A 26751-nucleotide genomic window follows, 5' to 3' on the forward strand; every position below is an offset into this window, starting at 1 on the left:
TAAGTTTTATTTAGCTTATTTTTTTTACCATATAAGTCATATAAGTTTTTTGAATTGTAAATAAAGTTAAAACCATTATGGAGTTAAGTTTCATATAGCTTTTTCAGCTTAATTTTACTTAATTTCTTAATGGTTAAAAAGCTTATATGTTAAATATTTAACGAATTAACTTCGCTAACATTCCCTTAAAAATAAACCCATGAAAAGGCAAAACAGAATACCAATATAATTTTCCCCAAATACCTCTAGGTCTAAACGTAGCAGATTGATACAAGGTGGTTCCAATTATTTTGAATTCTAGCCAAGCTTCTCCCGGGAGTTTCATTTCGGCAAAAAGAATTAATTTCCCTTCTGATTTATTAGCATACAAAACCCTCCAAAAATCCAGTGCATCGCCAGCATGAATATCGTGTTTGTTAGTTCGTCCTCTTCTAGAACCTACACCACCATACAATTTATCAATAAATCCACGTAATCCCCACAACCAATCTCCGTAATACCATCCTGTTTCTCCACCAATGGACCAAATTTGGTGAATGGTATAGGCCCGATTTATAATTTCCATTTTGCGTCTGTCTATAAAACAGTCTTTTTTGGGTACTTGTAGATATTCTGAAATATTACTATTAAATCGACCACTGATTAAGGAATCTTTCCAACTCGAAGCTACTTTATCTTCATCAACTTTTATTAATGCTCGTGAAAGTGCCTGTTCGTAGGACATGGGTTTTACCTGAAGCAGTTCGTTAATTTTTGTATCTCTACAAATCACTTCTACTTTCATGCTACTCACTAAAGCGCTCGCTAATTTATAAGAAGTTGAGGTGACGAAATAAAGCCAGTAGGAAGAGAGTTTTGGAGTCATTACTGGGACGGTGAAAATCCAGCGTTTTAGTTTTTTTGCTTTGGCGAAAGCCAACAACATTTCTTTATAAGTCAAAATATCGGGACCACCTATATCAAAACTTTGATTGTAAGTGACGGGGTTTAACAGTGATTTAGATAAAAAATCGAGTACATCATTGATGGCAATAGGTTGGCATTTGGTATTAAGCCATTTGGGCGTAATCATTACTGGAAGTTTATTGACTAAATCCCTAATGATTTCGAACGAGGCACTTCCAGAACCAACGATAATTCCAGCACGCAAAGTGGTAAGGGCGAAAGTTCCTGAGCTTAGAATATTTTCTACATTTTTTCTAGAAGATAAATGTTTAGAAAGTGATTTGTCATTTACAATACCGCTCAAGTAAATCACTTGTTTGGCATGGGTGGTATTTATTTTAGTCACAAAATTTTCAGCCGAAGCTTGTTCTAATTCATCATAATTATCAGCAGAACTTGACATCGAATGAATCAGGTAATAGGCCGCATCAATGTCATTAGGAATGTTGTTTAGTGTTTCTTTTTTTAGAAAATCAACTTCAATAACTTCGATGTTTTTTATTAATTCAATTGGAACATAGAACCTGTTTTTATCTCTTACACAACAGATTATATCGTGACCTTGTGCTACTAAAATGGGTAATAGTCGCTTCCCGATATAACCTGTTGCGCCTGTTAAGAGAATTTTCATAGTTTTTGTTTAAATTAACTTAATTTATTAGAAATCAAGCTGATAAATTCTTTTCTAGTTTTATTTTTTTCAAATGCACCTGTAAAAGAGGAAGTAGTTGTGAAAGAATTTTGTTTTTGAATGCCACGCATTTGCATGCACATGTGTTGTGCTTCAATGACTACTGCAACACCTAATGGTTCTAATGCTTCTTGAATACAATCTTTAATTTGGTCAGTCAATCGTTCTTGAACTTGCATTCTACGGGCATATGCATCTACAATTCTAGGAATTTTACTAAGTCCTACAATTTTTCCGTTTGGAATATAAGCTACGTGTGCTTTTCCAAAAAAAGGGAGCATATGATGTTCACACATAGAATATACTTCGATATTTTTCACCACAATCATTTGGCTATGGTCTTCCGTAAACAATGCCGATTTTAATATTTCTAATGGGTCAATTGCGTATCCATGAGTCAAAAACTGCATGGCTTTAGCGACACGTTCGGGTGTTTTTTCAAGACCTTCTCTAGTAACGTCTTCCCCTAAACCGTGAATTATTGTTTTGTAATTGGCTGCTAATACATTCGTTGTTTCAGCATCATACTGTTCTGTTTTTTCGTAACTTTTCATTTCTTTAATCATGCGATTGTTATTTTATAGGGGAGTCATTATATTTTAAAAGTTACTATTCCATAATCCATTTCAAAGACTTGACCTGAAATGGATTTTGCTTTTTCAGACAGTAGAAAATCTGCCATATCACCCACTTCTTCGGGTTTAAGGTATCCTTTCATAGGGTGTCGTTCTACCATATTTTCCTTCATTCGGTCATTTCGTAAAATCCCTGCTGATAGCGATGTTTCGGTAATCGTGGGAGCAATGGCATTGATGCGTACTACCGATGCCAACTCAGCTCCCAACGATTTAACTAATCCTTCCACTCCCGCCTTAGCTGTTGCAATACTAGCGTGAAATGGCATTCCCAGTTTTGCAGCAACTGTACTAAATAAGAGTATGGATGGATTTGTTCCCTTTTTTAAAACAGGTAAATAGTTTTGAATGACTTTTACTGCTCCAATTACATTAATTTCAAAGTCATTTCTAAAATCTTCGATACTTAAACTACCAATTGGTTTTAAATTAATGGAACCAGGGCAGTAGATTATTGTGTCAATTTTTTCTATTTGTGGAAGTGCATCATTTAAAACATCTAGAGGATAATGTATCAAATTTGGGTGTGAAATTTCAGGAGTACTTCTACTAATGTTATATATAGTATTTTGTTCTAATTGTTGTAAAAGAATGGCGTTTCCTATGCCTTTGCTGCCACCAATGATTAGTATGTTTTTCATTTAAAATAAGTTTTTAAATCTATCTTTTTGAAATTTTATTATTGCTAATGTTTCTTTGTCTGTTGCATTTAAAACGACCTTCTTGAAAATCACGTAATTTTTCATGTTTTGTTTTCCTGCCTTGCACGCGTTCACGCCACATTTTAAAACTCGACGCTTTCATTTCTTGTCGCATTAAGTCAATCACTTCTTGTTCTTTTAAACCAAATTGAATTTGAATTGCTTCAAATGTGGTTCGATCTTCCCATGCCATTTCAATGATTCGATCAATTTCTATTTCTGCTAGAATTAATTTCACGATTAGTATTTTTTATATTGATTGACTACAATAGTTGCTTTTAGATCAAACATTAAATTATACAAGCCAAAGAAAGTCCTGTTCATATAGATGAAATGTTTAGAACCTCTATTGCCATTCATTTTTCTAAGATTAGTATCTTTTGAAAATCGTTCTCCTAATTGGGCAATGTTTTCAAAAAATTCTTCATCTGAAAAGTCGAAAGTTTCTGTTTGGAACGGTTTGGTAAACAGCGATAATAAATCGTAAAACATTTGAGTGAAATACACAATTTCTTCTTTAGAATCATCGGTTCTTAATATTTCTAATTCAAATAGTTTTTTTTCAAATAGTACTTTGTTGTCTATTACTTCTTTGTTAATCAATTCAAAATAAGGAATGTAAAATTCATTTGGTATTTGCTTCATGCAACCAAAATCAAGTGCTACCAATTGATTTTTATCATTCACCAAGAAATTTCCAGGATGTGGATCAGCATGTACTTTTTTTAGTATGTGGATTTGATACATATAGAAATCCCATAATGCTTGTCCTAGCTTATTGGCAATCTCAGGATTCGCATTTTTAAATTCAGATAAATGAACACCCGCCATCCAATCCATCGTAATAATTTTCTCTGATGAAAACTCTGGGTAGTAATTTGGAAAAACTAAATTGTCAATTTTTTCACAAGCTGCAACTACCTCTTGACTTTGTTGTAGTTCTAACAAATAGTTAGTTTCTTCAATCAGTTTGTCTTCTACTTCCTTAAAGTATTTATCGGAGTCTTTTCCTTGAAGATTAAACATTCTTATAGCGATTGGCTTTACCAACGCCAAATCCGATGAGATACTGTTGGCTACTCCAGGATACTGAATTTTCACAGCGAGTTTTTTATTATCTTTTACTGCTAAATGTACTTGTCCGATACTCGCCGCATTTACTGAAGTAGAATTAAACTCATCAAAAATCTCGTATGGTGTTTTTCCGAAATTAGTTTTAAATGTTTTCAAAACTAATGGCGCAGAAAGTGGTGGAACAGAAAATTGAGACAAAGAAAATTTCTCTACATAGGCTTGAGGCAAGAAACTTTTATCCATACTTAACATTTGCGCTACTTTAAGTGCACTTCCTTTTAGGCTTTTTAAACCATCATATATGTCTTCGGCATTGTCTTCATTTAATTTGTCACGTGTCAAATCGGAATTCACCATTTTTTCGCCGTAATATTTTAAATAGTTAACGCCTACTTTAGCACCAGTTTGCACCAGTTTCGTCGCTCTTTCTATTTTTGAGGTTGGGATATAATCAATTGTTTTCATTTATTTGGTTTGTATTTTTTCTTTGAAAATAAATTTTCCAAAATCGATTAGTGATTCAATAGGGCTGATATTCATTAATTCAAAAGTGGCTTTAACCGATTTCTCAATGAAAATATCTGTCTTTTCAAAAGCAGGAGAGGAATCATCCAACCAAAATTTTAGCGTCATCAATAATTGAATCCAAGACCCTTCGGTAATTGCTTTTTCTTGATATTCCTGTGCTTTTTCGTTTTTAATACGATATTCATCAGTGATAATTGTAGTTACGTATTCCTTGAAAGCAACTCTTAATTCTGATAATTGCATCAAATTTTTTAACTGATTTTGGTGTTCTTTCAAACTCATAACGACATAAGAACGATTAGCAGCTAATAATTCGAAGAAAGTAAAATAAAAACTAAGCATTTTACTTTTCATATCATAGGTTTCGTATTCTTTGTTTTTGTGTAAAAGTTCAACCGTTTTTTGCAGAAATAACACATATATTTCTTTTTCGATTCCTTCTAGAGTTCCAAAAAAGGTGTAAAATTCAGTTTCTGAATATCCATTTAATTTCATAAACTGATAAACTGATTTTGGCTTTTCATTATTTTCCAATGTATAATCCATATACATAGAAACTATCTTGTCTTTGCTAAGTGTTGCTTTTTTAGTTGCCATTTTTTTGAAAATTTCAAATTAGAGTATAAAGATAAGTATTGTTTAATGAAATATTGTTAAAGTTAAACAAAAATTTATTTTGTATATTTGTTTTATTATAAAATCATTAAAGTTGAACTGCCATGAAAAAAAATGTTTTGATAACAGGAGGTACTGGATTTATTGGGAAACACATGACCCATTTATTAATCGATAAAGGATTTACAGTTTCTATTTTAAGCAGAGGGAAAAAGGAGAATGTAACCAATATTTTTTATTATACTTGGGATGTTACAAATCAGAAAATAGAAGAGGAAGCAGTTCTTAATGCTGATTATATAATTCATCTTGCTGGAGAAAACATTGCCGAAAAAAGATGGACAAAAAAAAGGAAAGAGGAAATTATCGATAGTAGGGAAAAATCAATTCAATTGATTTATTCCGTTCTAAAAAAGAATAATAAAATACCCGAAGCATTTGTTTCTGCCTCAGCAGTTGGTATTTATGGAGCGATAAACGGGAGAGCTATTTGTACTGAAAAAACAACTGAGGCAAATGATTTCTTGGGAGTTACCTGTAAAAAATGGGAAGCTGCAGCGGATCGTGTTGGAAATTTAGGGATTCGGACTGTGAAAATTCGTACTGGTTTAGTATTGGGTAAAAATGATGGTTTTTTAAATAAGTTAATTCCGCTTTTTAAATGGAATTTAGGTGCCGCTTTAGGCTCAGGGGAACAATATATGCCTTGGATTCATATTAGTGATCTTTGTAGAATATATCTAGAAGCTATTACTAACCTTAAAATGGAAGGGCCATATAATGCGGCTATCAATGACGATACAACCAATGCTATTTTTTCGAAAACCTTAGCTAAGCTATGCGGTCACTCTCTTTGGCTGCCTAATATTCCTGCATTTGTATTAAAAATAATGATGGGGGAAATGGCTAAGATTGTTTTGACTGGTAGAAGGGTTTCTTCAGATAAAATAGAAAGTACTGGCTTTTATTTCGAGCATAAAAATTTAGAAGAAACGATAAAAATTTGTTTGCCTTAACAGTATTATTGTATAACAGAATATAGTGTAATAGTAACTTCTTTAGAAATTTTATTTCTCACGATATAGGGAATAGCAATATTGAAGTCATCTGTGTTTATTGTAAAATTGGATTGTAGTTCTAAACCTTTACCTAGTTTTTTGATTTTAGCAGGCACTCTTATGTTTTTTGATTTGCCGTGGATAGTTATTTTCCCACTTATGTAATATACATTCGTATGAAAATCAATATTTTTTATTTCGAATTTTTCAATTACACCTTTAAAAGTTGCTTTTGGATATTTTTTACTTTCTAAATAATTAGCATTAAAATGCTCTTCCATTAAACTTCTTTGAAAGTGGAACATATTAATATAAACGACAAACGATACTTGACCTTTTTTTGTGTTTAAATAGGAATTTACGGTCTCGTTTTTTGCTTCTACATTTTCAAAAAAAGGTACTGATGCCTCAAAGGAAATGATTCCGTTTGTAGAAGTCATTTTTTCTTGAGCATGTAGGTTGGTTGCTATAAACAAAGCGAGTAAGAGTAGCGTTTTTTTCATAGGTTTTGTCCTATATTGTTCTACTTAAAGTTACGAAAAATCAGCCGAATTTAGACTATATTCAAATGGTTAATTGGTGAGAAATAGGAACTAAATTGATTTTAATATTCTGAAAAGTAAAAGAAAAATAATTACAAACGGTTAAGTGTTTGTAATCAGTTTATTAGCTTAGTTCGATTTGAACATTGTATTTTTCCAAACTTGCTAATGTTTCTATAGAACTATAATTAAACACCTCTTCATGACGATTTTTTTCCTTTTTTAAGGAGATTTGTTTCAAACAATTACAAAAACGACGCACTTCCTCTAAATTGGAAAGGATAAGACCTGGAACTTTTGCATTTGCTCCATGTTTATCTTTAGAAACCATCGTAAAATAAGAAGAATTACAATGATTAACAGTTCCTGTTTGAATGTTTTCAGACTCTACTCGAATTCCTATAATCATGGAGCTTTTACCTACATAATTGACACTTGCCTTCATAGTGACTAATTCACCAACTTCTATAGGTCTTAGAAAATCTACGGTATCTACTGATGCTGTTACACAATAATTTCCTGAAAATTTAGATGCGCAAGCAAAGGCAATTTGATCGAGTAAAGAAAGGATATAGCCACCATGTATTTTACCACTAAAGTTTGTGTGCGATGGAAGCATTAATTCAGAAATTGTAATATCTGATGATGCGACTGTTTTGAAAGTATTATGCATGTTTTATTTAATTTTAAAAGGGGAGGTTTCTTTCTTGACTTCTACAATGTAATACTTAGTATCACCCCACCAAGGAAATGTTTTGTAACGTTCGATATACGATACTTTTACATATTGTCCTTCCATCTCTTGCAAATCTGTAATTACTTTTTTGTCTTTGTCTAAAACTGAAAATGCGAATATTTGAGCACCTGAAATGCCTTGACTAATTTCTCCTTCCCAAGTTTTGAAAACCATTCCTTTATGACTAAATTTAATTAACTCACCAGATCGAACACCTTCGCTATAGGTTGCGTAGTATAAAAAAGTAAAATAACTAATGATTGATAGTATGATTACTGCCACAAGAATGCCTAAAAATTTTTTCATTTTTTCTAGTTTAATAGTTGATTTTCGTCTTTTTCAGCTCTATTTATGATGCTTTCTGGAAGTGACTTTTTAGCTTTGGCTCCCATTTTTTTCAATTTCTCTACACTGGTAATCAAGTTCCCTTTTCCTTCTACTAATTTATTCATGGCACCACTATATTCCGTTTTACTTTCGTCAATTTTTTTACCAATTTTAATTAAATCAGCAACAAAACCTTCAAATTTGTCATATAGTGCTCCCGCTTGACGCGCAATTTCAAAAGCATTTTCTTGTTGTTTTTGGTTGGCCCACATACTGTCAATAGTACGTAAGGTTGCAAGTAAAGTAGCTGGTGTTACGATAACAATGTTTTTTTCGAATGCTTTGTTGTACAAGGTATTGTCTTCATTCAGCGCCATGGCAAAAGCAGGTTCAATTGGGATAAATAGCAGTACAAAGTCGGGGCTTTCTATTTGGTATAAATCTTGATAATTTTTATTGCCTAATTGTTCTACATGGCGTTTTATGGAATTGACATGTTCTTTTAAATAACCAATTTTTAAATCATCCTCTTCTTCGTTAATGTATTTTTCATAAGCAGTCAAAGAAACCTTAGAATCGACTATCATTTTTTTGCCATCAGGGAGATTGATTACAACATCAGGGAAAACACGATTTCCTTCCTCCGTAGTAAAAGCTTGTTGTACTTCATATTCACGACCTTTTTCCAATCCTGATTTTTCAAGTACACGCTCCAAAACGAGTTCGCCCCAGTTCCCTTGCATTTTGCTGTCACCCTTTAAGGCTTTGGTCAAATTGATGGTTTCCTTGCTCATTTGAATATTCATTTCACGTAAGCCCAGAATTTGTTGGCGTAAAGCCGCATGATAATCAATACTTTCTTTGTGGGTATCTTCGACTTTTTTCTCAAATAATTGAATTTTATCTTGCAAAGGAGACAAGATGTTTTTCATATTTTCCTTGTTCTGTTCTGTAAATTTATTGGATTTTTCGTCTAATATTTTATTTGCCAGATTCTCAAATTCTTTGGTGAATTTTTCTTGTAGTTTTTCTACTTCTTCTTTTTGTTCTTTATTACGTTCCCAAAGATTTTCGAAATCCACTTCTTTTTTCGAAAGCTGAATCGCTAAACTGTCTTTTTCATTTCGAATGGTTTCTTTTTCTAGCGAACTAGTTTGAAGTTGTTTTTCGAATATAGTACGATCATTTAAATATTGTTCTTTCTGTTGGTCAAAGTGAGAATTTAAAGCAATCAGTTTTTCTTCTAAACTGATTTTTTCAGACTGAAAGCGAGCGGAGAAAATGAGTTTTCCTATGAAGACTCCTATAGCAAGGGCAATAATAAATAGAAACAAAAAAGGAAGCATATTTGACATGAAAGGTTTTTTTTATGAATAGTAAAAGTAGCAAAAGATGGGTGAGATTCCTAAAAATTGATATCAGACAATTTAAAAATGTATTTTTGCATAAAATAGTTCAAATAGTATGCCCCACCAACACTTTATCCTCCACAAACCCTACGGTTATTTAAGTCAGTTTATTTATGAGTTGAAAAGAAAAAAGAAACTTTTAGGGGAATTGTACGATTTTCCATTAGGGACTATGGCAATTGGTCGTTTAGATGAAGATTCAGAAGGACTTTTGTTACTGACTACTGATGGTAAGATGAGCGAAATGATACGATCAAAAAAAGTAGATAAAGAATATTATGTACAAGTGGACGGTGTAATCACTCAGAGCGCCGTTGACCTGATGAAAGAAGGGGTAGAAATAGGTTTCAACGGGACTAAATACATTACTAAAAAATGCAATGCCAGTTTGATTCATGAAGTGCCTAATTTTGGACTTAGAGGGAAAAAAATTCGTGACGAACGTCATGGTCCAACTTCTTGGGCTTCGATCACGGTCAATGAAGGAAAGTTTAGACAAGTACGTAAAATGACTGCTGCTGTAGGTTTTCCTACTTTAAGATTGGTTCGTGTTCGTATAGGGAATGTACATCTTGACAACTTACAATCTGGTGATGTAATAGAAGTCTCCGATTTTAATACCGAAGATTAATACTTTAATCTTTTAAATCTTTTAATTTTTAAATCTTTAAATAATTACTAATGTTGAACATTGTTTTAGTTGAGCCCGAAATACCTAATAATACTGGAAACATTGGCCGTTTGTGTGTAGGAACGGAAAGTCGTTTGCATTTAGTTCATCCTTTTGGATTTGTAATTAATGATAAAAATTTAAAACGCTCGGGACTTGATTATTGGGTACATCTTGATGTAACGCAATATCAAAATGTAGCCGAATGGAAGTCAATAGTTCCAGATACATCAAGAGTTTTCTTAATGAGTTCACATGCCCCGAAATCGTATTTAGAAATTGATTTTCAAGATGGTGATTGGTTGGTTTTTGGAAAAGAAAGTAAGGGATTGAGTAAAGAAGTTTTGGCCCAATTCGAGAATCATTTAAAAATTCCGATGTCAACAAATATCCGTAGTTTCAACATTGCCAATTCAGTAGCATTTGTAATTGGCGAAGCCAAAAGGCAAATTCAATTAAAGTAATAGCAGCAATATAGATTCTAATTATCCCAATTGTTCGATTGAAATTTTATATATTTGAGTACCTCATTTGCAATAAGAACTGAATTCTACTCATTTTAAATTTCCTTTTTATGATTGATAAAGTTACTCTCCGTGGTTCAATTTTTAGACATTTAGATGGTTTGGTAACTGCGCCAGTAGCCTATTCTTTGCATAAAAAAGGAGTTTTGGCTTTTTTGATGGATAAAAAGGAGGTAAGTTTAGCAGATCTTACCAATCATTTTTCGGCTAATGAAGGGTATCTCAATATAGGTTTGCGCGTTTTATGTTCGCAAGGTTTTTTGAAATACCATATCAATACTACTACAGATGAAATTAAATTTAGCTTGACTGATACAAGCGAAATTGCCTTTTCCTTTTTTGACCTTTATGAGGATGTGGTTGACCTGTTACAGTTTTCGATGCAATTTCATCCTAGGTTATTTGAAGAAGCTCCTTTTGAAAGGCTGAAAGTCATTTTTGAAAAATATAAAAAAAACTACAATCTAGTATTTTCAGAAGACTCCAAAATCAAAGAAGTACAACATCAAATATTGATGCATATTGAAGGGGTATTAGTTGGTCCTACTTTGGTCAGACTAGGAATGAGCGGAATGTTTCATAAGTATTTTATGGAAATCTCATTCCGACCAGAAGAGTTTCATAAAACACCAGAAAATTTTAAAGTCATCCTGGATTTTTTGACTTATTTGGGTTGGTTTACCCAAAAAAACGGAAATTATCAATTTACAGAAACGGGTTTGTTTTTTGCCAAAAGAGCATCTGCTTATGGAGTAACCGTTTCCTATTTGCCTACATTTAGTAAAATGGATGATTTGCTTTTTGGTAATCCTAATGTTTTGCGAAATACAAGTGATGGGGAGGACGAAATTCATGTAGACCGTGAAATGAATGTATGGGGTAGCGGTGGAGCTCATGACAGTTACTTCAAGGTTGTCGATGAGATTATTATTCAATTGTTTAATTTACCAATAGAAGATCAACCCAAAGGAATTTTAGATATGGGCTGTGGCAATGGTGCTTTCTTAGAACATATTTTTAATGTTATCGAAAGGCAAACCTTTCGAGGAAAAATACTTGATGACTATCCTTTGTTTCTCATAGGTGTTGATTACAATCAAGCTGCTTTGAAAGTAACGCGAGCCAATTTAATAAAAGCGGATATTTGGGCTAAAGTCATTTGGGGTGATATCGGTAGGCCAGATGTGCTTGCCGAAGATTTATTGGGAAATTATAATATTGATTTAAAGGATGTGCTGAATGTGAGAACTTTTTTGGATCACAACCGCATTTGGGAAGAACCAAAAAAACGTTCTCCAGAAAGAGATAGCCAATCTACTGGTGCTTTTGCTCACAGAGGAAAAAGGATTAGTACTAATGTAGTGGAAGATAATCTACTAGAGCATTTTAATAAATGGTCTCCTTATGTGCATAAGTACGGCTTGTTAATGATTGAGTTACATACCATTCCTCCAGCTTTGACTGCAGCTAATTTAGGGAAAACGGCTGCAACTGCTTATGATGCTACTCATGGATTTTCGGATCAATATATTGTAGAAATTCCTGTATTGCATAAAATTGCTGCAGAAGCGGGTTTGTATCCAGACATTTCATTTTTTAAACGGTTTCCAGATTCTAATATCGCCACGGTAAGTGTTAATTTATTAAAAGGGAAATAAGGTAAAAAAAAAGAGGAAGCCTTATCAAAAGCTTCCTCTTTTTTAATTAATCTCGCATAACAAAATCGCTCAGTGTTATAAAAGTACTGCCCGTTTTGGCATCATGATAAATATTATATTTTGTTGGGTAATTACCTGCTTTTGCAAAATGTTCCGGTTGAGAATAATTCAGTCTAGATTCCTCATTAGAAAGTAAATACTCTAAAGTTATCATAGGTTCTACAAATATCAAATCACCATCAAAGGATCCATAGATCATAATTTTGCTAAAGGGCAAATAATCGGGTAAGTTTAACGGTAGCCAGTGTTTTCCCATTTGAGCTTCAGCAGTACCACCATCAGGAGGTGTAAAATAATCAGCAGGCATATATCCCAAAGGCGGATAATTATTAAATAGATCATTTGTGCTTTCAGACCATGCTGGTATAGCCAGTTGTTCGTCGAGAGAGATCATATAAAAATGAATGTCAAAATGGGGTACATCAAAAACATGTTCTGGTTCATGGCCATTGGGATTCCAATTAAGTCCGATATGATCAAACGGTGTCAACTGATGTGCTTTAAGGTGTAGCGGAATAACAATTGTTGAACCTGCCAGCGGTGCATTATTTTTGTCTCTTTCTGGATTTAATAAGGCTTCAGCGGTCATTTCAATTCCAATTTCATTTGGATTACCACTGCCATCAACACTTATCCAGGAGCGCACTTTTCCGTATCCGAGTGTTACTTGAGGTCCCTTGAATACATTGAGCTTCATTGCATTCGTTTTTACATTAAAAGGTTTGGAGGTGTTTGTTTGTAAATCAGTAGAAATCATTTCGTCCTGACTGCAAGAATAGAGAAAAAATAAGCTTCCCAATAGAACCACTTTTTTGAGTAAAGTACACAAATTTTCCATAATTAAAATTTTTAAAGATTAGTTTTAATAATGTAGATAAGTTGAATTTGGGGAAATAAGAATGAGGTATACTAATTTACAAAACAATAAAGTATAAAATTGATACACTTTGCTTTTTGGGTATGTTTTGTGATAATTCTGTTGTCCATTATGGAATTAATAACTGTTGGTGCGAAATAGTGATTATACAATAACAAATTTCCCTTTTGCGGAATCGAATGTAATGTGTTCGTCTTTAAAGATTGTATTAAAACTCCCTTTTGAAATCAAATTGCACGGTTCGTCTTGGATGACTGTTTCTGCCGTCATAATAATCATTTCATCACTCAGTTGAATCGCCATATCGATATCATGTGTCGAAAATAAAATACATTTATTTGTTTCCTTTGTTAGTTTTTTTAGCAATTTGAAGAGTGCTACTTTGTGCAGTAAATCGAGATGGGTGGTAGGCTCATCAAGAATAATTAAAGGAGTATCTTGCGCCAATGCACGTGCTACTAACACTTTTTGCAATTGCCCGTCACTTATTTCGTAATGCTTTTTGGAGGCCAAATGACTGATTTTGGTCAGTTCAAGGGCATCATTAATTTTAGCAACATCTTCATCGGATAAAGTTCCGATCCAATTGGTATACGGTTGACGTCCCAAAGCGACCAATTCGAAAACCGTCAAATTACTAGGCGGTAATTTTTCGGTTAAAACAATACTTAGATTTTGGGCTAGTTCTAATGGTTCATAATCAGTTACTTTTTTATCATTCAAATAGACAGCCCCTTCCAATGGTTTTTGAATTCCATTAATAGTGCGCAATAAAGTTGACTTCCCTATTCCATTAGCACCAATTAATGCTATAAGTTTTCCTTGCTGTAAATTCAGGTTGAGGTTTTTAGCAATGGTCGTAACTGCGCTTTTGGTTTTGTAACCAATGCTTAGGTTTGATGTGGATAGGATGTTTTTATTCATCAATTTTTTCGAGTTTATTTTTTAAACTTTTTTTATAAAACCGTCAAGGAGTTAAGGTACAGTATTGCCTAAATTTTCTAAATGAGATAAAAAATAAAGTCGTTTTTATGTTCAATCACCCCATCATTTTCCTCTTACGTACTAGTAACCAAATTACAATAGGTGCACCAAGTAGTGACGTAATCGCATTTATAGGTAAAGTTATATCAAAACCTGGCATTTGTGAAACTAGATCACATACAAGCATGATTCCCGCGCCAAGAAGAAGTGTACTCCAATATAAAACCGAATGATTACTAGTTTGGAATATAAGTTTTGCAATATGAGGAACTGCTAAACCTATAAAGGCAATTGGCCCTGCATAAGCCGTGATACTTCCCGCGAGAATACTAGTGGCAAGAATTATAGTAAGTCGCATTTTCTTGAAATTAAGTCCCAAACTTCTTGCGTAGTTTTCCCCAAGTAATAATGCATTTAAGGGTTTGATACTAAATAGACTTAATAGTAATCCTATGAAAACTGAAATGGATAAAATAGTTATAGAGGTCCAGGATAAATTACCGAGTGTTCCCATAGACCAAAAAGTAAATTTTTGTAATTGTTCTGCCGTGCTGAAATACGTAAGTGTTCCTACGATGGCACTGGTAAAACTACCAAACATCAAACCTACAATTAGAATGGCCATCGTATCACGCAAGCGATGAGAAACTAGGAGAACAGCTAATAAAACGATAGAACTTCCCATAGTTGACGCAAGAACGATTCCGTAAGAGGACAATAGAATAGTACTGATAAATGAGGGCATAAACGCAGCTCCTAAAATCACAAAAGCAACGCCTAAACTTGCACCTGAGCTCAGCCCTAAAACATAAGGTCCCGCAAGCGGATTTCTAAATAAAGTTTGCATCAGTAATCCGCTGATAGAAAGTCCCATTCCAACTAAAACAGCAGTGATAGCTTTGGGTAAGCGGTAATTAATAATAATATATTCCCAAGTGGATTTACTTGCTTGTCCTCCCGTTAAGCTGTTGTAAACTTCCTTGAACGGAATTGTTATCGAGCCAAAACTGATGTTTATAAAAAACAAAACGACCAATCCTATAGCCAGTAAAGAGAATAAAATGATATTTCGTTTTTGATTATTCAATTAGTATTTTTTTTATTTGTATTGTGTTTTTGATAATGGATCAGTTTTTAAAAACGAATCGGAAATCCGTTTTGTATGCTGTCTTATGGAGAGGGTTTAGTTTAGTTTAGTTTAGTTTAGTTTTTGTGCAAAGGTAAAAGTATAATTTGGAAGTAAATCAGCATGGAAAATTTTGATGTAATCTTTTAGGACTAAATCGGGTCGGCTAGGGGCTGATTCATAGTATATCGTTCCGCCAGTAGCGCCTATTTTACCCTCAAAAGTATATACTTGTTTGGTTTTAAAGGCATCAAATTGACTGTAATGTGGATTGATTTTTTCTAATTCAGCTACTGTTTTATAAGGGCCTGTAGCAATCCAATACTGAGCTGTTTTAGCTTTTTCTAATACTTTTTCGAATGATAATCCAATACTACCCGTTCCTTCGGTGTCTGACCAAAGGTAATTAACTTTTGAATCTTTTAAAAATTGTGCAACCCAACTATTGGCTTTGGCCACATACCATTGATCTTGGTACATGGAACCGTATAATACTGTTGCTGTTGGTTTTTTGGTGGAAACCAAATCCAACGCTTCTTTGTAATTTTTAATAATAGCGTCAAATTGAGTTTTGGCTTCTTTCTCTTTTCCAAAAAGAGCGCCGTACAGTTTTATCCATTCTGCTTTTCCAAGAGGAGATTGCTCCATCCAATCTGCCTGAATACATACTTTTAAGCCACTTTTTGCAAGATTATCAATCATTGGATTATTGTTGTCAATACCAAAAGTCACTATAAGCTCTGGGTTCATTTCTATCAATTGCTCTATATTTAATTTTTCGTTTTGCCCTACATTTTTAACGGTTCCATTATCAATTAATTTTCTGGTTTTTTTAGAAGAAATGTAGTCTGTATGTGGGAATCCAGCCAATCGATTTTCCACTCCTAGCATTTCCAAATAAGGGACAATCGTAGTAGAAGTTACCACAATCGACTCTAGAGGTACCTGGATGGTATTGTATTTTTTCAAACTATCTGGGATGGCGCTGTTTTTCTCTTTTAAGATATAAGTAAAACCTTTTTCAGCATTGGGCCATGGGTTGATTACCTTCACTATAGAAAAGCCTTCGTACTTGTATATGGCTAAGCTATTTGCATATTCAATTTCGTTTTTTGCGTTTAAAATGGATTTAGTTTCTGATTTATCTGCTTTTTTACAACTAATGAAGGAGAGAAGAACAACTAGTAAAAGAATTTTATAGGAAGAAAGTTTCATGATGCTATTTTATGATTTAAGCAAAGGTAAAAGAAATTACAAAAAAATCTTGTTTATTTTTTAGCCAAAAAAAATCAACAAATACTATCTTTACAGCATGAATGGAATAAAAGCGAAACAGTGTTCAAGTTGTGGAACTAACTTTGGTTGTGGAGATACATTAGAAGGAACTAGATGTTGGTGTAATGATTTTCCGCCGATATTTGTTCCTACAACAGCAATTGATTGCCTTTGCCCCATTTGCTTTAAAAAATCCTGTTCAGAAAAAATTGAGGAGTATGTAGCTACATTGAATTCGGAAACTGTTCTCCATAATAAAGCGGCATTGTTACCAAAATCAACTCATTTAATCGAAGGAATTGATTACTATTTAGAGAAAGGTAATTATGTTTTTAAAGCATTTTTTCATTTGAAAAGAGGGAGCTGCTGTGGAAACGGATGTAGACATTGTCCTTATGATTTTAAAAAATAAAAAATGATATATTTAATTACAGGAGGAGAGCGCTCTGGAAAAAGCAGTTATGCCGAGAATTTGGCAAAAGAATTATCGGCTAAACCCATGTATGTTGCAACAGCGAGAAAATGGGACGATGATTTTCAAAAAAGAATCGATCGTCATCAAAAAGACCGTGATGAACGCTGGATTAACATCGAAAAAGAAAAGCACTTGAGTGAAATTGATTTCTCCGGTAATGTTGCGATAGTAGATTGTGTTACACTTTGGTTGACTAACTTTTTTATAGATACTAAAAATGATGTAGCATTGAGTTTAGAACAAGCCAAAGCAGAGTTTGACAAAATAGCAAATCAAGAAAACGCGACTATTATTATTGTTACCAATGAAATAGGAATGGGGGTTCATGCTGAAACGCATATTGGCCGAAAATTTACCGAATTACAAGGTTGGATGAATCAGTATATTGCAAAAAGAGCAGATAAAGTGGTTTTAATGGTTTCAGGAATTCCTGTTACAATAAAAGGACAATAATGAATTTTTTAACTTCTTGGAGTGGTGGAAAAGACAGTTGTTATGCCATGATGCAGGCAATTGATCAAGGTTTAGTTCCAAAAGTGTTGTTGAATATGATGAACGAAAATGGAAAAATATCCCGTTCTCATGGATTGCCATTGTCTATATTGAATCAACAAGCTCAAAAAATGCAGCTACCATTAGAAGGTGTTCCTGCTACTTGGGGGGATTATGAGGCAAAGTTTATTAGTACTTTAAAATCGCTTAAAGCAAAATATGATTTGGATGCCGCCGTTTTTGGCGATATCGATTTGCAAGCCCATAAAGACTGGGAAGATAAAGTATGTGGAGCCGCCTCTCTGAAATGTATTTTGCCTTTGTGGCAACAAGACCGAATTATATTAGTAAACGAAATGATTGATAATGGCATCGAGACTATGATTGTTTCCTGTAATACGATCATGGGAGAAAGCTATCTGGGTAAGATACTGACTAAGGAATTAGCAGTTGAGCTAAAAGAAAAAGGAATAGATCCTTGTGGTGAAAACGGCGAGTTTCATACTTTGGTTTTAAATTGCCCTCTTTTTTGTGAAAGGATAAGCCTACCAAATTATTCGATCAAAACGTATAATGACTATTGTTTTATTGTTTGGGAAGATTTCGATTAGAAATTGAATCAATAAATCAGTGTAAATAAAACTAGAATGACCAATTTAGATAAAATTTTACAATCTCGTCGCGACACGCGTCATTTTACAAATGATGAAGTTCCTGATGCTGTAATTCAAAAAGCGTTGCAGGCCGGACATTGGGCTCCTTCCGTAGGTCTGACCGATGCTACTAAATATTATCTGGTTAAGGCGGACGAAATTAAGAAAGCGGTTAAAGAATTGTTTTTGGATTATGATAATAAAGCTGCAAATCAAACCGATAGCAAACAACAAAAGGAAGATTATAAAGCTTTAAAACTAGAAGCAATTGAAGAAGCTCCGCTAGGACTCGTGATTTGCTATGACCGTTCAGTTTTGAATAATTTCACTATTGGAACCGTAGGAAGCAATGAAGCAATTAAATTTAGTGCTGTTTGTGCTGCTCAAAATATATGGTTGTCTTTGACAGAGCAGGGATTTTCAATGGGTTGGATTTCGATTTTAAATTATTATCAGTTCAAACAATTACTAGGATTACCAGAACATATTGAACCATTAGGTTACTTCTGTGTAGGCAAACCCGCAACTAATTATGATCAACAACCGATGTTACAACAATTGAACTGGAAACAAAAATCAGAAGTTCCTTTTATAGAAGAAATCAAGATGATGCATTCTAAGAGTAAAATTACACCAACGGAAAAAAAAGGTAAAATAGATGCTAAAGATGATATTTCAGCAGTTTTAAAAATTAAAATTGATGCTAAAACGAAGCCCACGGGTTCATTAGGGATTCTTGAAAAACTTGCCCAACAAATAGGTGAGGTTTTCCAAACATTAGAGCCCAAACTAATTCAACCCAATATTGTAGTTTTTGCTGCTGATCATGGAATTGCGACACATGGAGTGAGTTCATATCCACAAGATGTTACACGCCAAATGGTAATTAATTTTCTAGAAGGAGGAGCGGCAATAAATGTTTTTTGCAAACAAAATAATATTAAATTATCGATTGTAGATGCTGGAGTGAATTATGATTTCCCTCCTAATGTCAAGTTGATTTCAGCAAAAGTAGGCAAGGGGACTCAGTCGTATTCTACTGGACCTGCAATGAGTAGAACCGAATTGAATTTGTGTTTTTCTAAAGGTGCCGCGGTTGTAGATGCTATTGCAAAAACTGGTAGTAATTGTATCGGTTTTGGTGAAATGGGTATTGGAAATACTTCGACAGCTTCCGTTTTGATGAGTTTAATTACTAAAATTCCTTTGGAAGATTGCGTGGGATTAGGAACAGGAGTGAGTGATGAAAAATTGATTCAGAAACAAAAAATCCTTAAAACCGCTGTTGATAATTATTGGGGTTCAGAAGATTTAGAGGAAAAGTTAGCGTATTTTGGCGGATTTGAAATCATGCAAATGGCTGCGGGAATACAAGCGGCTTATGAAAATAACATGCTAATTCTTGTTGATGGATTTATTTGTAGTGTGGCTTTTTTGATTGCTCATCAAAAAAATCCTGTTATTATAAAGAACGCTGTTTTTTGCCATTGCTCAGCTGAACAAGCACATGTGAAGTTACTGGATTATTTGGGAGTTGAGTCTGTTTTACAATTGGGATTGCGTTTAGGCGAAGGGACAGGTTGTGCGGTTGCATTTCCTATTATTGAGTCGGCTGTGGCATTTTTAAATGAAATGGCTAGTTTTGAAAGTGCTGGGATTAGCGGCTCATAAATACGATGTTACGATGCATTGCTATGCATCTTTGATAAAAAAAGAATCTTAATAAAATGAAAAAAGAATTACATATATTTTTTACGGCTTTAATGTTTTATACTCGGATTCCATGTCCTAAAAACATAGATCATAACCCGGATTATTTAAACAAAGCCTCTCGCTATTTTCCGTTTATCGGCTGGATAGTAGGTGTTGTAGCATTTGGTGTTTTTAGTTTGTTTAGCTATTTAATAAGTCCTGAAATAGCTGTTATTGTTTCTATGATTGCTTCTATTCTAGTTACGGGGGCTTTTCATGAAGATGGCTTTGCTGATGTTTGTGATGGTTTTGGCGGTGGATGGACCAAAGAAAAAATTCTCTTAATCATGAAAGACAGTGCAATTGGTGCTTATGGATCGATAGGAGTAGTTTTATTGTTTTTATTAAAATTTCAGGCTTTATCCCATATAGTTTCTACAATCGATTTATTAAATATTCAGACGCAAATAGTTGTTTTTCTACTGTTTGTTTCGGCTCATGCTGTCAGTCGTTTGGCAGCTATTTCGATTGTTTTTACTCATGAATATTCAAGAGAGGATGCAAGCAGTAAAAGCAAACCTATTGCACAAAATTATACATGGAGAGAAGTAGTAGGTGCATTCTTTTTTGGGTTATTGCCACTTGTAATTTTGGCTTGTTTTCAGTGGCAATTCCTTTTGGTTTTAGTACCAGTTTTTCTGACGCGATTTTTTTTGGCGAGTTATTTCCAAAAATGGATTGATGGCTATACAGGTGATTGTTTAGGCGCAACCCAACAAGTATGTGAAGTAGTAATTTATTTATCAGTAATTATTTTATGGAAGTTTATTTAGTACGCCACACCGAGACGGTTTGTGAAAAAGGAATTTGTTATGGGCAATCGGATGTTCAGATTTTGGAACCGTATTTGGAATTATTTGATTCAATAAAAAACCAAATTCCAAAAGATGCTGTTGTGTATTCCAGTCCTTTAGTTCGTTGTACTACACTCGCTAATTATCTTTCGGCTTCAATAATTACAGATGCTCGTTTAATGGAAATGAATTTTGGGGATTGGGAAATGAAAAAGTGGGATGTGATTCCTCCTGATGATTTTACACCATGGATGAATGACTTTGTCAATGTCAGTGTTCCTAACGGAGAATCCTTTGTTGATTTGTATAATAGAGTGAATGATTTTTTAGAAAACGAACTTAAAAGCACCGTTAAAAGACCAATTGTGATTGTAGCACACGCAGGAGTTATTAGAAGTATCCTGTGTAAAGTAACTAATGTACCACTAAAAGATGCATTTAATAATAAAGTCAATTTTGGTGCAGTTGTTAAAATAGAATTGTAACTAGTTGTTTATTAGTGTTTAGTGAGTAATTGGTATCTTTTGTTTAAAAAAATGCTCAATAGTTTCTACAAATTAGTTTTAAAGCTGAATTTAGTTTTATCTTTGCCGCCGTATTGAGGTTGTGCGTTTGTTTTATTGCAAAGCACATTAAAAGGGAATCAAGTAAATTTTTTGGAATTTTAATCTAAAATTCTAAATGAGTAATCTTGGGCTGTACCCGCAACTGTAAGCTAAAAAGCTTGTTGTTATCTACAAAACCATTGTTCGCCACGGCGAATGAGAAGGTAAACATCAAGACGCAAGCCAGGAGACCTGCCTACTACATCGAGTATCAAACTTTCGGGAAAAAAGGTTTGGGTATGGGTCATTCTATGCTTTTCTCCCCAATTTATTAAATTTTACATTTTTAAAATGAACAAAAAAATCGTTCGCATAAGTGCGATTGCATTGTTGTTTGCAATGAATTGTTTTGCACAAGAACAAAAGTCAAATCAATTAGATGAGGTTGTAATTTCTGATTCAAAATTTGCTTTGCCAAAAGAAAAATCTGGAAAAGTAATCGTTAAGATTACCGCTGAAGATTTAAAGAAAAAACAAGGGCAATCTCTAGCTGCTGTTTTAAGTACTGTTGCTGGAGTAGAAATTAATGGAAACCAAAGCCGTAACGGTAAGGATTTAGGTCTTTACATTCGCGGAGGAAGAGGACATCAAGTTTTAATCCTGATTGATGGTGTACCAGTTACGGATGCGTCGGGGATTAATTTATCCTATGATTTACGTTTGCTTCCTGTAGAACAAGTGGAGAGTATTGAAATTATGAAAGGGGCTGCAAGTACTTTATATGGTTCTGGAGCAGCTACGGGAGTAATTAATATTACTTTGAAAAAAGCAACTAATAAAGAAATTGCTGGAAATGTGTATATGAATATGGGTACACAAACCGTTGCTAATAAAGCGAATTACAAACCTCAGGAGTATAATCAAGGTTTTTCGTTGAACGGACGTACCGATAAAGTCAATTATTTTGCTTCCTTGAATAGTACTGAATCTACAGGAATATCAGAAGCTAAGCCAGAAAATGAAGGTGTTGATTTTGAAAAAGATAAATTTTCAAGAATAAATTCATTAGTGAAATTAGGATTTACTCCAACTAAAAAGTTGAGTTTGGACTTTTCTGCTAATTATGACAAAGTGAAAAGTGATTTTGATTCGGGATCATTTGTGGATAATAAAATGAATTTTTCTACCTCAGAACAATACAGAGTTGGGTTTTCTCCAAAGTACAAATATGAAAAAGGAGAATTTGTGATGAACTCAAGTGCAAGTTCGATTGACAGATCGATTTTTAATTACGGAAGCTTTTCGTATTACAAATCAAGAAGTATAAATGCGGATGTGTTTAATAAATACAATGTTGCGTCACAATTGTTTATCGTTACTGGTGCTCAATTTCAATTCCATGAAATGTCAAATAAAAGTGATTATGATGCTATCGAAAGTAGTTTAGCAAAATTCAATATGATTGATCCTTATTTAACTGCGGTATATAATTCAGAGTTTGGATTTAATTTAAATGCTGGAGCACGTTTGAATATTCATAGCAAGTATGGTAATAATTTGGTTTTTAATGTGAATCCTTCTTATAAATTGCAAAGCCTTCCATTGAAAATCTTAGCTTCTTATAGTACTGCATATGTTACTCCAAGTTTATATCAGTTGTATTCACCTTACGGAGATTTGAATTTGTCACCTGAGAAAGATGCTACTGCTGAGGTAGGTTTTGAAGCGAGTCTGTTTGGTAAAAAATTAACTTTAACGTCAGTTGCTTTTGCAAGAGAAGAGACAGATGCTATTGGTTTTGATTTAATGACCTACAAATATTTTAACGTAAATGGTTTAAATAAGACAAAAGGGGTGGAAACAATGGTGGTATATGCTCCGAACGATAAAGTAAGTTTTAATGTAAACTATACTTTTACAGAATTAGAGCGACAATCGCGTATTTTAAATCCTAAACATAAAGTGAATGCTGGAATTGATGTTCAGGCCACGCCACGTTTAGCATTTAGTGCTGCTTATCAATTTGTTTCGGATCGCTACACAGAATACACTACTTATCCAGCCCCATCGTATAACGCTGTATTGAATTCAGAAATTTTAAAAGACTATCAATTAGTTAATGCAAATGTTCGTTATGATCTTATTAAAAACAGAATGAATATTTTTGGAGCTGTTGATAATATCCTTGATAAAGATTTTGTTGAGACAAGAGGTTTTAGTACAAGAGGTAGAAATATTAAGGTAGGTTTGAATATTTTGTTTTAATATAATAGTCAAGATTGTTAAAAAAAATCCCACATTCAAGTTAATTCTTGGAGTGGGATTTTTGCTTTTGAAAATGGTATTATTTTAATTCAGCAATACATTCTATTATTTTTTTTGCAATTTGATTTTGTTCGTTATTATTAGAAAGATTTTTTTTGTCACTTTCATTAGTTAAATATCCCAATTCCATTATAACTGCTGGAACCTCTGAGTTTTTCAAAATAAAAAAATTCGCATTCTTTATTTCAGCAACTTTAAAATTTGAATTTAAAAACTTAGTTTGAAAATTTTCGGCTATTGTATTTGACTTTTCATAATTGGTAGATTCTTTTGAAACATAAAATTCCATACCTGAAGTAGTATTGTTTTTACTTGCGTTCACATGTATTGATAAAACCAAATCGGGTTTGATTGTATTTATAAAATCAGTTCTATCTTGTAATGGAATAAATTTATCTGTCGATCGAGTAAAATGAAAAACGATATTTTTATTTTTACTGAATGCCTTGATTTTTGTAATCACTTGTTCTACAATTTGTTTTTCAGATAAATCATCTTGGGTGATTCCAAAATCTTCTCCACCATGTCCAGCATCAATAACTACATTAATCTGTTTTAGTACTTTATTTTTGGGGCTTATAAAAGCAAAAGAAGTAAAAGCTATCAAAATTAAAAATGATTTAATAAGTTTTTTCATAACTAGCATAGTTTTTACATTAGGTTGGTTATATATAACGTATTGAATTCTAATTTATTATATTCTACTGTTAATTATTTCAATGCTTTTAAAAGCCCTTCTGGTGCTTTCTCTATATACATTTGGTTTTGTAAAGCGTCAATCGATTTTGTGTCTTTAAAATAATTAAAATCTTGTTCAGGGTTTTGTTTTAGCATTTTTCCTGTTCCTGTAATTTTTCCTATTGCCGTACTCAATAAAGGTTCTGAACTATTTCCAAGAACGTCTAAGTTTCCTAAATTTTCTTTTAATTGGTAAGTAGGAGTAAGGCCATTATAATAATCTCCAAAACCAGCAGCATTGATTATCTTCAATACTATTGGTTGCATCGCATAACGATGGTTAGGATTCCTATTGTCTTTTCCAAAAGTAGGGGAGTCATATAATGTAACCGACCCAACATTTTTCCCTGTAGTAATATCGCCTATTTGTACTACATCCATATAGGGTTTTAAGCCATTGATTACTAATTCACTTGCTGACGCAGTGCTTTTGGTGGTTAGGATATAAATTTTTGATAAATTTAAACTGTTGATAGGTGTTGTCCCAATTTGGTCTGTAAAGTTATTGTTTAGGGCTTCTGGATTATTAGAGGCAAAATAGTCGTTTATCTTTGAGTTCCACTGTTGTTTTGCGAAAATTTGTCCTGTATATTGTCCCGTAATCATACTGGCTAAGCGGGTAGCAGTAAGTACAGAACCTCCACCATTGTAACGTAAATCTAATACTAAGTCAGTAATACCTTGTGATTTTAAAGATTCAAATGCTGCATTCAATTGAGTATCATATTCAGCATAAAAACCATTGTACATCAGGTAACCTATTTTATGTGCACCATTTGTAATAACTTTGTTTATTAATATTGGATTTTCGGCTACCGTTGTTTTAACTAGGTCCACTGATTTTCCATTTGATGTAATAGCACCTCCATTGTAGTCGGCTAAATTTAAAGTATAGCTATCAGCTCCTAATAAAGTTTGATAATTGCTTATAGTAAGTTGGGTTCCATTAACACCGTAAAAGATACTCCCTCTTTGAATGTTTTTTGTCGCTGCATCAGAATTTGGAAGAATGTAACGAACATAACCAAATATTTCAGTAGTACTTCCCGGTTTGTATACAAGCCCAAATTCTGCTCCATGATTTTTTGAGATTCCTCCAAGGGCCTGCTCTAATTCTAAATAATCACTTACAATCCAGCTAAAGCGATCAATACTTTTATCCACTCTTAGCGCATCAAATAATTCTTCTGGAACAGGATATCCTCTCAAAAATACATTAAGTTGATCTTGAGAAGCAAAACGATCATCGGCTAAGTTAGGCACATCTGCTTGCCATAAATAGTATTGATTCAATCCTTTCCAGATAAAATCTTGAACCTCTAAATTTATTGGTACTGCTGTGTCATCTTGATCTTGACAACTCTGGAAGGTTAAAGCAGCTAAAAATAATAAAAGTGTAAACTTGAATGTTGTTCTCATATTTGGGGTTTAATATGTATATGAACGTAAAAATACTATCTTTAGTTTTAATTGTTTGTTTTTTTGTAACAAAAATTAAACTGTTTCGTCTTGATATTATAAGGGCAATTGATTTAAATTGTATGCCAAGCGAATTGCAAATCGTAAAATAGAAAAAATAAGTAGTAACATATGAATCAAGTGCAATTTTTGGAACTGACTTCTCCTTTCAAAGACAAACTCTTTCGATTGGCAAAGCGTCTGCTTATTAGCACGGAAGAAGCAGAAGACGCTACCCAAGAAGTACTTGTAAAACTATGGCATAAAAGCGAAAGTCTGAATGGTTTTAATAGTGTAGAAGCATTTGCAATGACAATAACAAAAAACCATTGTTTGGATCAGTTAAAATCTAAGAGGGTTAATAATATTAAAATTGTTCATGATAATTATGCTGATACTACTCCAAGTTTAGAAAAGAAAATAGAAGATGATGATAGTCTTGATTGGGTTGGAAAAATTATTAACCAATTGCCAGAACAACAACGGCTCATAATTCAAATGAGAGATATTGAACAATATGAATTTGAAGAGATTGCAAAAATTATGCAAATGAATGAAACGGCTATTCGTGTAGCGCTTTCAAGAGCAAGAAAAACGATAAGAGAATGCATGACAAAAATTAATAATTATGGAATGGAATAAAATTGAAATACTTTTAGAAAAATATTTCGAAGGGGAAACAAGTAGTATGGATGAAAAAGAGTTGCAAAATTATTTTTCTTCTCCAAATGTTGCGCAGCATTTAGAGCAATACAAGCCTTTATTTGATTATTTTTCTATTGCGGCAACTCAAAAGTTTGCACCTGAAATACCACTACAATCTAAAAAACGTAAAGTAGCGTGGTTATCTATTGCAGCTTCAGTTGTTATTATGTTAGGTGTTAGTACGTATATGTATTTTGATAATAAAGTTGCTAATCAAGACCTAGGGACCTATACTAATCCAGAGGTTGCTTTAAAGGAAACACAGAAAGCATTGGCAATGTTATCAACTCATGTAAATACTGGCATAGTAAGTGTTAACTACATTCAAGAATACGAGGATTCAAAACAATTAATTTTTAAACAATAACAAATACTAAAA

At 33.3% G+C, this 26751-nt stretch carries 29 protein-coding genes and 1 riboswitch; of the genes, 13 read left to right on the plus strand and 16 right to left on the minus strand.

The window, feature by feature from the left end:
* Positions 1-157: 157 nt before the first annotated feature.
* From AB3G34_RS02105 to AB3G34_RS02130, 6 genes are read right to left on the minus strand one after another with little or no spacing between them, the layout of a single operon-like run.
* Positions 158-1576 carry an SDR family oxidoreductase gene (locus AB3G34_RS02105; protein ID WP_367773993.1) on the minus strand — a complete coding sequence of 473 codons (1419 nt, stop codon included), beginning with the start codon at positions 1574-1576 and terminating at the stop codon, positions 158-160.
* A gap of 14 nt (positions 1577-1590) precedes the next feature.
* Positions 1591-2190 (minus strand): GTP cyclohydrolase I FolE, encoded by a 600-nt coding sequence (gene folE, locus AB3G34_RS02110; RefSeq protein WP_369754071.1) that lies wholly within the window; start codon positions 2188-2190, stop codon positions 1591-1593.
* A gap of 38 nt (positions 2191-2228) precedes the next feature.
* Positions 2229-2912, minus strand: coding sequence for an SDR family NAD(P)-dependent oxidoreductase (locus AB3G34_RS02115; protein ID WP_367774000.1), 684 nt, complete (start codon positions 2910-2912; stop codon positions 2229-2231).
* A 19-nt stretch (positions 2913-2931) separates the two neighbouring features.
* Complete coding sequence (locus AB3G34_RS02120; protein WP_369753313.1) at positions 2932-3210, minus strand: TIGR03643 family protein; 279 nt, start codon at positions 3208-3210, stop codon at positions 2932-2934.
* A gap of 2 nt (positions 3211-3212) precedes the next feature.
* On the minus strand, positions 3213-4511 hold the full coding sequence (locus AB3G34_RS02125) for an ABC1 kinase family protein (protein ID WP_369753314.1): 1299 nt from the start codon (positions 4509-4511) through the stop codon (positions 3213-3215).
* Complete coding sequence (locus AB3G34_RS02130; RefSeq protein WP_369753315.1) at positions 4512-5171, minus strand: TetR family transcriptional regulator C-terminal domain-containing protein; 660 nt, start codon at positions 5169-5171, stop codon at positions 4512-4514.
* A gap of 122 nt (positions 5172-5293) precedes the next feature.
* Here AB3G34_RS02130 and AB3G34_RS02135 point away from each other — a divergent pair, with 122 nt between their 5' ends.
* Complete coding sequence (locus tag AB3G34_RS02135) at positions 5294-6205, plus strand: TIGR01777 family oxidoreductase (RefSeq protein WP_369753316.1); 912 nt, start codon at positions 5294-5296, stop codon at positions 6203-6205.
* Between the two features lie 5 nt (positions 6206-6210).
* Here the strand turns inward: AB3G34_RS02135 and AB3G34_RS02140 are convergent, their stop codons facing one another.
* The 4 genes from AB3G34_RS02140 to rmuC form a co-directional block, all read right to left on the minus strand.
* Positions 6211-6750, minus strand: a complete 540-nt coding sequence (locus tag AB3G34_RS02140; protein ID WP_367774011.1) for a YceI family protein — start codon at positions 6748-6750, stop codon at positions 6211-6213.
* Between the two features lie 163 nt (positions 6751-6913).
* Positions 6914-7462, minus strand: a complete 549-nt coding sequence (locus tag AB3G34_RS02145; RefSeq protein WP_367757715.1) for an acyl-CoA thioesterase — start codon at positions 7460-7462, stop codon at positions 6914-6916.
* A gap of 3 nt (positions 7463-7465) precedes the next feature.
* The gene (locus tag AB3G34_RS02150) at positions 7466-7831 is read right to left on the minus strand and encodes a 6-phosphogluconate dehydrogenase (RefSeq protein WP_367757717.1); all 366 of its coding nucleotides are present in this window, start codon (positions 7829-7831) and stop codon (positions 7466-7468) included.
* 5 nt (positions 7832-7836) lie between these two features.
* Positions 7837-9207 carry a DNA recombination protein RmuC gene (gene rmuC, locus AB3G34_RS02155; protein ID WP_369753317.1) on the minus strand — a complete coding sequence of 457 codons (1371 nt, stop codon included), beginning with the start codon at positions 9205-9207 and terminating at the stop codon, positions 7837-7839.
* A 109-nt stretch (positions 9208-9316) separates the two neighbouring features.
* On the opposite strand from rmuC, the gene AB3G34_RS02160 reads away from it, so the two are divergent.
* The 3 genes from AB3G34_RS02160 to AB3G34_RS02170 all read left to right on the plus strand — a co-directional run bounded on the left by AB3G34_RS02160 (position 9317) and on the right by AB3G34_RS02170 (position 12113).
* Positions 9317-9892 carry a pseudouridine synthase gene (locus AB3G34_RS02160; RefSeq protein ID WP_367774017.1) on the plus strand — a complete coding sequence of 192 codons (576 nt, stop codon included), beginning with the start codon at positions 9317-9319 and terminating at the stop codon, positions 9890-9892.
* A 50-nt stretch (positions 9893-9942) separates the two neighbouring features.
* A complete protein-coding gene (locus AB3G34_RS02165) occupies positions 9943-10395 on the plus strand; it encodes a tRNA (cytidine(34)-2'-O)-methyltransferase (protein WP_369753319.1) in 453 nt (150 codons plus the stop codon).
* A 110-nt stretch (positions 10396-10505) separates the two neighbouring features.
* Positions 10506-12113, plus strand: a complete 1608-nt coding sequence (locus AB3G34_RS02170; protein ID WP_367774023.1) for a class I SAM-dependent methyltransferase — start codon at positions 10506-10508, stop codon at positions 12111-12113.
* A gap of 46 nt (positions 12114-12159) precedes the next feature.
* On the opposite strand, the gene AB3G34_RS02175 is transcribed toward AB3G34_RS02170, so the two are convergent.
* From AB3G34_RS02175 to AB3G34_RS02190, 4 genes are all read right to left on the minus strand, one after another.
* Positions 12160-13011: a hypothetical protein gene (locus AB3G34_RS02175; protein WP_367774025.1), complete on the minus strand. Its 852-nt coding sequence runs from the start codon at positions 13009-13011 to the stop codon at positions 12160-12162.
* Between the two features lie 183 nt (positions 13012-13194).
* Positions 13195-13974, minus strand: a complete 780-nt coding sequence (locus tag AB3G34_RS02180) for an ABC transporter ATP-binding protein (RefSeq protein WP_369753321.1) — start codon at positions 13972-13974, stop codon at positions 13195-13197.
* A 115-nt stretch (positions 13975-14089) separates the two neighbouring features.
* Entirely contained in the window at positions 14090-15121 is a 1032-nt protein-coding gene (locus tag AB3G34_RS02185; RefSeq protein ID WP_367774029.1) for an iron chelate uptake ABC transporter family permease subunit, read from the minus strand.
* 111 nt (positions 15122-15232) lie between these two features.
* Complete coding sequence (locus AB3G34_RS02190) at positions 15233-16375, minus strand: ABC transporter substrate-binding protein (protein WP_369753322.1); 1143 nt, start codon at positions 16373-16375, stop codon at positions 15233-15235.
* Between the two features lie 97 nt (positions 16376-16472).
* Between AB3G34_RS02190 and AB3G34_RS02195 the strand changes: the two genes are divergently transcribed.
* The 7 genes from AB3G34_RS02195 (at position 16473) to AB3G34_RS02225 (ending at position 23411) form a co-directional block, all read left to right on the plus strand.
* Positions 16473-16847, plus strand: a complete 375-nt coding sequence (locus AB3G34_RS02195; protein ID WP_369753323.1) for a DUF5522 domain-containing protein — start codon at positions 16473-16475, stop codon at positions 16845-16847.
* A 3-nt stretch (positions 16848-16850) separates the two neighbouring features.
* Positions 16851-17363 carry a bifunctional adenosylcobinamide kinase/adenosylcobinamide-phosphate guanylyltransferase gene (cobU, locus tag AB3G34_RS02200; RefSeq protein ID WP_369753324.1) on the plus strand — a complete coding sequence of 171 codons (513 nt, stop codon included), beginning with the start codon at positions 16851-16853 and terminating at the stop codon, positions 17361-17363.
* The gene (locus AB3G34_RS02205) at positions 17363-18013 is read left to right on the plus strand and encodes a diphthine--ammonia ligase (RefSeq protein WP_369753325.1); all 651 of its coding nucleotides are present in this window, start codon (positions 17363-17365) and stop codon (positions 18011-18013) included. Before cobU ends, AB3G34_RS02205 begins: the two co-directional genes overlap by 1 nt.
* 36 nt (positions 18014-18049) lie before the next feature.
* A complete protein-coding gene (gene cobT / locus AB3G34_RS02210; protein WP_369753326.1) occupies positions 18050-19726 on the plus strand; it encodes a nicotinate-nucleotide--dimethylbenzimidazole phosphoribosyltransferase in 1677 nt (558 codons plus the stop codon).
* A 56-nt stretch (positions 19727-19782) separates the two neighbouring features.
* Entirely contained in the window at positions 19783-20580 is a 798-nt protein-coding gene (locus AB3G34_RS02215; RefSeq protein ID WP_367774042.1) for an adenosylcobinamide-GDP ribazoletransferase, read from the plus strand.
* On the plus strand, positions 20565-21086 hold the full coding sequence (cobC, locus tag AB3G34_RS02220) for an alpha-ribazole phosphatase (protein ID WP_367774044.1): 522 nt from the start codon (positions 20565-20567) through the stop codon (positions 21084-21086). The genes AB3G34_RS02215 and cobC overlap by 16 nt, the downstream gene beginning before the upstream one ends.
* Positions 21087-21192: 106 nt before the next feature.
* A riboswitch (cobalamin riboswitch) is annotated at positions 21193-21421 on the plus strand.
* A gap of 76 nt (positions 21422-21497) precedes the next feature.
* A complete protein-coding gene (locus AB3G34_RS02225; RefSeq protein WP_369753327.1) occupies positions 21498-23411 on the plus strand; it encodes a TonB-dependent receptor plug domain-containing protein in 1914 nt (637 codons plus the stop codon).
* A gap of 79 nt (positions 23412-23490) precedes the next feature.
* Here the strand turns inward: AB3G34_RS02225 and AB3G34_RS02230 are convergent, their stop codons facing one another.
* Positions 23491-24108: an N-acetylmuramoyl-L-alanine amidase gene (locus AB3G34_RS02230; protein WP_367774048.1), complete on the minus strand. Its 618-nt coding sequence runs from the start codon at positions 24106-24108 to the stop codon at positions 23491-23493.
* A gap of 74 nt (positions 24109-24182) precedes the next feature.
* Positions 24183-25628: a S41 family peptidase gene (locus AB3G34_RS02235; RefSeq protein WP_369753328.1), complete on the minus strand. Its 1446-nt coding sequence runs from the start codon at positions 25626-25628 to the stop codon at positions 24183-24185.
* A gap of 171 nt (positions 25629-25799) precedes the next feature.
* On the opposite strand from AB3G34_RS02235, the gene AB3G34_RS02240 reads away from it, so the two are divergent.
* Both AB3G34_RS02240 and AB3G34_RS02245 read left to right on the plus strand, forming a co-directional pair.
* On the plus strand, positions 25800-26309 hold the full coding sequence (locus AB3G34_RS02240; RefSeq protein WP_369753329.1) for an RNA polymerase sigma factor: 510 nt from the start codon (positions 25800-25802) through the stop codon (positions 26307-26309).
* Entirely contained in the window at positions 26296-26739 is a 444-nt protein-coding gene (locus tag AB3G34_RS02245) for a hypothetical protein (protein ID WP_367757754.1), read from the plus strand. The genes AB3G34_RS02240 and AB3G34_RS02245 overlap by 14 nt, the downstream gene beginning before the upstream one ends.
* Positions 26740-26751: the final 12 nt, after the last annotated feature.

This window comes from Flavobacterium sp. WC2409 (assembly GCF_041200085.1).
Lineage (GTDB): Bacteria > Bacteroidota > Bacteroidia > Flavobacteriales > Flavobacteriaceae > Flavobacterium.

Coding starts and splice junctions, on each gene's coding strand:
- AB3G34_RS02145 (WP_367757715.1), bottom strand. CDS start 7,462: ATGCATAATACTTTCAAAACAGTCGCATCATCAGATATTACAATTTCT.
- AB3G34_RS02170 (WP_367774023.1), top strand. CDS start 10,506: ATGATTGATAAAGTTACTCTCCGTGGTTCAATTTTTAGACATTTAGAT.
- AB3G34_RS02160 (WP_367774017.1), top strand. CDS start 9,317: ATGCCCCACCAACACTTTATCCTCCACAAACCCTACGGTTATTTAAGT.
- AB3G34_RS02225 (WP_369753327.1), top strand. CDS start 21,498: ATGAACAAAAAAATCGTTCGCATAAGTGCGATTGCATTGTTGTTTGCA.
- AB3G34_RS02230 (WP_367774048.1), bottom strand. CDS start 24,108: ATGAAAAAACTTATTAAATCATTTTTAATTTTGATAGCTTTTACTTCT.
- AB3G34_RS02205 (WP_369753325.1), top strand. CDS start 17,363: ATGAATTTTTTAACTTCTTGGAGTGGTGGAAAAGACAGTTGTTATGCC.
- cobC (WP_367774044.1), top strand. CDS start 20,565: ATGGAAGTTTATTTAGTACGCCACACCGAGACGGTTTGTGAAAAAGGA.
- AB3G34_RS02150 (WP_367757717.1), bottom strand. CDS start 7,831: ATGAAAAAATTTTTAGGCATTCTTGTGGCAGTAATCATACTATCAATC.
- AB3G34_RS02130 (WP_369753315.1), bottom strand. CDS start 5,171: ATGGCAACTAAAAAAGCAACACTTAGCAAAGACAAGATAGTTTCTATG.
- cobU (WP_369753324.1), top strand. CDS start 16,851: ATGATATATTTAATTACAGGAGGAGAGCGCTCTGGAAAAAGCAGTTAT.
- AB3G34_RS02195 (WP_369753323.1), top strand. CDS start 16,473: ATGAATGGAATAAAAGCGAAACAGTGTTCAAGTTGTGGAACTAACTTT.
- rmuC (WP_369753317.1), bottom strand. CDS start 9,207: ATGTCAAATATGCTTCCTTTTTTGTTTCTATTTATTATTGCCCTTGCT.
- AB3G34_RS02165 (WP_369753319.1), top strand. CDS start 9,943: ATGTTGAACATTGTTTTAGTTGAGCCCGAAATACCTAATAATACTGGA.
- AB3G34_RS02140 (WP_367774011.1), bottom strand. CDS start 6,750: ATGAAAAAAACGCTACTCTTACTCGCTTTGTTTATAGCAACCAACCTA.
- AB3G34_RS02235 (WP_369753328.1), bottom strand. CDS start 25,628: ATGAGAACAACATTCAAGTTTACACTTTTATTATTTTTAGCTGCTTTA.
- folE (WP_369754071.1), bottom strand. CDS start 2,190: ATGAAAAGTTACGAAAAAACAGAACAGTATGATGCTGAAACAACGAAT.
- AB3G34_RS02175 (WP_367774025.1), bottom strand. CDS start 13,011: ATGGAAAATTTGTGTACTTTACTCAAAAAAGTGGTTCTATTGGGAAGC.
- AB3G34_RS02125 (WP_369753314.1), bottom strand. CDS start 4,511: ATGAAAACAATTGATTATATCCCAACCTCAAAAATAGAAAGAGCGACG.
- AB3G34_RS02215 (WP_367774042.1), top strand. CDS start 19,783: ATGAAAAAAGAATTACATATATTTTTTACGGCTTTAATGTTTTATACT.
- AB3G34_RS02105 (WP_367773993.1), bottom strand. CDS start 1,576: ATGAAAATTCTCTTAACAGGCGCAACAGGTTATATCGGGAAGCGACTA.
- AB3G34_RS02245 (WP_367757754.1), top strand. CDS start 26,296: ATGGAATGGAATAAAATTGAAATACTTTTAGAAAAATATTTCGAAGGG.
- AB3G34_RS02190 (WP_369753322.1), bottom strand. CDS start 16,375: ATGAAACTTTCTTCCTATAAAATTCTTTTACTAGTTGTTCTTCTCTCC.
- AB3G34_RS02240 (WP_369753329.1), top strand. CDS start 25,800: ATGAATCAAGTGCAATTTTTGGAACTGACTTCTCCTTTCAAAGACAAA.
- AB3G34_RS02115 (WP_367774000.1), bottom strand. CDS start 2,912: ATGAAAAACATACTAATCATTGGTGGCAGCAAAGGCATAGGAAACGCC.
- AB3G34_RS02135 (WP_369753316.1), top strand. CDS start 5,294: ATGAAAAAAAATGTTTTGATAACAGGAGGTACTGGATTTATTGGGAAA.
- cobT (WP_369753326.1), top strand. CDS start 18,050: ATGACCAATTTAGATAAAATTTTACAATCTCGTCGCGACACGCGTCAT.
- AB3G34_RS02180 (WP_369753321.1), bottom strand. CDS start 13,974: ATGAATAAAAACATCCTATCCACATCAAACCTAAGCATTGGTTACAAA.